Here is a 3,439-nt window from a genome sequence, read left to right as displayed (position 1 = left end):
TCGGCATCCGTTCGTCCTTAGCGTGCAGATACATCACTTTCGTGTAGTCACCCCACTTTCATCTCGCGATCAGCGACGGGGCGCTGATCGCTGGCGAATACGACACCGAAGATCGAGGACGGAGGGATCACGCGCATCGCCGGCGACACGGTGACGGTCGATTGGCCGCCGGAATGGGTGACGATCGGCGTCTATCAGCCCGTGCCGGCGCGCGCGATTCAGCCGCTGCCCTTATTCGAGACCGCTTGACGCGCTCTGCCCTGATTATGCCGATGCCACCTTGCGTGGCCGACCGCCCTTTTGGCCGTTCGCGCGCGACGCGGCGACCTTGACGGCCGAGCGCGCCCTGCCCCCGGCCGCCCCGAGCTGACGGGCCATCCACGTCTTCGAGCCGAACACGCCCTGGAGCAGCGCCGGCACATAGAGGTCCGCATCGAGCTTCGGCCAGTGCAGCCCCAGCCCGGCCGGACTGATTTCAATGTCGGCGAGGTTGTCGGGCGAGGCATCGGCCAGCCCTTCGGCGAGCTGCGTCGGGAAGGTCAGCTCGATCCCGGTGTTGAGGGCAACCACCACGCGCGAACGGCGGCGATCGTAGCGAGCGGACACGGCATGGCCCGCGGCGCGGGTTTCCGCCATGCGCGCTTCGGCTTTCGCCAGTTCCTGCTCAGTAATCGCCATGTATGGTCCTCCATTCCTCGCACAGCATCGGCACCACGTCCGCCAGCGCCGCTTCGATCCGGTTCACGTCCGACAGCTTGAAGCCGAAGCTATCGCGCAGCTCGGGCGGACCGGCGGGGCAGTTTAGGTTGAACACCGCTTCTCCGTCCGCGCCCTTCACATGAACGTGCGCCGGGCGATGATCGTTGGGCCAGATAACGACCCGCAGGCCACCGATACGGAACACGACAGGCATAGGCCGGTGTAGCATAAACCCAAGCGCTAGGGAATAGTTGCATCGGCGCGCGCACCCGTGACGGGCCGCGCTCTATCTCCGCTCGCGCTCCGATCGAGCCTCCGTGGCGGCGTCTCGCCCCTGACGGGCAACGATCGCTCGCGCGGGCGGGGTGCGCCCCGCCCAGGCGGACGCCGGCGATGCCGGCGAGATCTCCATCAGGTGGGGAAAGGGAGCGCCGCCCCCTCTCCCCAGCAACGGCAATCAGCCGGGCCGTGGCTCCCTCGCTTCACTCACTGCGCCCGCACCACCCCGGCAGATTCCCATTGCCCCCTCTCCCCCGCTGTTCGCCACGAGGCAGGGCCGATGGCGAGGCCGTCGCCAAGGGCGATTTGAAGGGAGAAGATCATGGAGCAGGACAATCGCGAGAGCTGGTTGAACCGGGTGGCGATCGGCATGGCCCCGCTGTTCGACGCGCTGGACACTCCCCTGCCCGCCCGCGTGCGCGTCGCGATCGGCTTCACCAGCCGGGGCGCGAAGGGCAAGGCGATTGGCGAGTGCTGGGATAATCGGCGCAGCGGCGACGGCCATTTCGAGATATTCATTCGGCCGGACTTAGCGCACGCCCCTCACCCATGCCCGGCTCGACACCGGTGGCGAGACCATGGCACCCAAGAAGCAGGCGACGGGGATGCCCAAATGCGAGTGCGCGGCGTGCGGCTATACGGTGAGGACCGCGCGCAAATGGCTGGAGACGACGGGCGCGCCCCTATGTCCGATCGCCGGACATGGGCCGATGCAGCACGATCCGCTCGATCCCGACGACGAAGCCGGCGATAGCTAAGCGACTAAGACCCTTTACGACTAAGCGGTTAAGCGGCATAAGTCGCTTAACCGCTTAGTAGGAGCAACAGCGATGCAGGTATGGGCCGTGATCGCGCAGAAGGGTGGGCAATCGAAAACCACCCTTTCGACCGGGTTCGCCGTCGAGGCGGCGCGGGAAGGAGCGTCCGTCGTGATCCTCGACGCCGACGACCGGCAAGGTTCGGCGCTCTATTGGTCGGAGCGCCGCGACGACGACGACGTGACGGTGAAGGACAGCAGCGTCGCCGGCCTACCGCTGCACGTCTCGCGCGGGCGCGGCAGCGGCAAGATTGACCTCATCATCATCGACACACCGGCCAACTCCAAGGACATCGCCATGCTCGCGGCAGAGCAGGCGGATTTCGTCATCATCCCCGTGGCACCGCGCGGGCTGGACGTTCATTCGGTGTTGCAGACCGTCAAGCAGGTGCAGCAGGCCGGCACCCCCTTCGCCGTCATTCTGACCCAGGTTCCGCACCAGGGCGGGGAGGGGCAGGAGGCCCATGCCGGCTTTGCGGCGAAGGGGGTGACGATGTTCGACAGTCGCCTTCACTTCCGGAAGGACTTCTACAAGGCAACGCCGTTGGGCCGCACCGCGGTCGAAACCGAGCCGGACAGCAAGGCGGCGGCCGAGCTGCGCGCCGCCTATAATGAGGCTAAGCGACTAAGCGGCTTTACGACTAAGCCAGTAAGCGAGGCGGCATAATGGCGAAAAAGCCTTCCGCGCTCGCCAGCATCTTCGATGACGAGGCCGAGGAGCCGGCACTGGCTTCCGTTTCCGAGCCGACCCTCGAGCCGCAACGGGCGGCAGCGCCGCGCCGATCGGCCGACACGCCCACCCCGGCGACACCGGCGCGGCGCAGCAGCCATCCGGGCAAGAAGCCGGTGCTGATCCACATTCCCGAGGACATGCACCGTGCATTGCGCCAGCTTAGTGTCGAGGAGGGCGGGGAGCCGCTTACCGTCATCACCGAACGGCTGCTCCGCCAGTATCTGGTCAAGCGGGGCCACACCAGGTTCGCGCCGTGAGCAAGCGGCGCGATCCCAACCCCGAGTTCGACCTGTTCATCCCGGCGCTGGGCGACCTTCCGCTCCGCGACCAGCGCGAGGTCATGGAGCGGCCGTTCTTCTCGCTCCAGAAGCGCAAGCGGTTGAAGCCGATCGAGTATCGCAGCCCGGACGGCGAGGCGTGGGTGCGCGTGCAGGCAATCCCCGACTACGGCATGGCGACGATATGGGATGCCGATATTCTGATATGGGCGGCATCGACGCTCAATCGCATGAAGCAGCAGGGCTTGAACGACCTGCCGCGCACGCTGACCACGACGCCCTACGACCTGTTGCGGGCGATCAAGCGCAGCACCGGGGGCAGGGACTATCAGGAGCTGCAGGCGGCATTGCTCCGGCTCCAGACGACTTCCATCACGACCTCGATCCGGGCGTCAGCACGCAGGCAGAAAGCCGGGTTCAACTGGCTCGATAGCTGGACCTTCGACACCGACGCCGAGACCGAGCAGCCGCGCGGCATGACGCTGACCCTCTCGGATTGGGTTTACGAGGGGATCGTCAACGAAAAGTCGCTGCTCACCATGCACCCCGATTACTTCCTGCTATCCGGGGGGTTGGAGCGGGCGCTGTATCGCATCGCGCGCAAGCATGTCGGCGCGCAGCAGGGTGGGTGGG

At 66.4% G+C, this 3,439-nt stretch carries 5 protein-coding genes and 1 pseudogene; 4 read left to right on the top strand and 2 right to left on the bottom strand.

Annotated elements, in window-relative coordinates; all coding sequences use genetic code 11:
• Positions 1-264 precede the first annotated feature (264 nt).
• Complete coding sequence (locus tag AX709_RS08475) at positions 265-678, bottom strand: DUF2442 domain-containing protein (protein WP_066488241.1); 414 nt, start codon at positions 676-678, stop codon at positions 265-267.
• Entirely contained in the window at positions 665-913 is a 249-nt protein-coding gene (locus AX709_RS08470; RefSeq protein WP_066548761.1) for a DUF4160 domain-containing protein, read from the bottom strand. Before AX709_RS08470 ends, AX709_RS08475 begins: the two co-directional genes overlap by 14 nt.
• Positions 914-1,300: 387 nt before the next feature.
• Here AX709_RS08470 and AX709_RS08465 point away from each other — a divergent pair.
• From AX709_RS08465 to AX709_RS08450, 4 genes and pseudogenes are all read left to right on the top strand, one after another.
• Positions 1,301-1,736: pseudogene (locus tag AX709_RS08465) on the top strand (hypothetical protein).
• 72 nt (positions 1,737-1,808) lie between these two features.
• Positions 1,809-2,462 (top strand): ParA family protein, encoded by a 654-nt coding sequence (locus tag AX709_RS08460; protein ID WP_066485668.1) that lies wholly within the window; start codon positions 1,809-1,811, stop codon positions 2,460-2,462.
• Complete coding sequence (locus AX709_RS08455; protein WP_066485670.1) at positions 2,462-2,785, top strand: hypothetical protein; 324 nt, start codon at positions 2,462-2,464, stop codon at positions 2,783-2,785. The genes AX709_RS08460 and AX709_RS08455 overlap by 1 nt, the downstream gene beginning before the upstream one ends.
• Positions 2,782-3,439 (top strand): replication initiator protein A (locus tag AX709_RS08450; protein ID WP_066485672.1); only part of this gene is annotated, 658 nt, incomplete at its 3' end. The genes AX709_RS08455 and AX709_RS08450, both read left to right, overlap by 4 nt.

The organism is Sphingomonas sp. CCH15-F11 (assembly GCF_001557005.1).
GTDB lineage: Bacteria > Pseudomonadota > Alphaproteobacteria > Sphingomonadales > Sphingomonadaceae > Sphingomonas.
The sequence above is the reverse complement of the archived record's forward strand: the minus strand, read 5'-3'. Positions and strand labels throughout refer to the sequence as shown.

Bases quoted from the DNA above. Each gene is read 5' to 3' on its own strand.
- AX709_RS08475 (WP_066488241.1), bottom strand. From the start codon at position 678: ATGGCGATTACTGAGCAGGAACTGGCGAAAGCCGAAGCGCGCATGGCG.
- AX709_RS08460 (WP_066485668.1), top strand. From the start codon at position 1,809: ATGCAGGTATGGGCCGTGATCGCGCAGAAGGGTGGGCAATCGAAAACC.
- AX709_RS08470 (WP_066548761.1), bottom strand. From the start codon at position 913: ATGCCTGTCGTGTTCCGTATCGGTGGCCTGCGGGTCGTTATCTGGCCC.
- AX709_RS08455 (WP_066485670.1), top strand. From the start codon at position 2,462: ATGGCGAAAAAGCCTTCCGCGCTCGCCAGCATCTTCGATGACGAGGCC.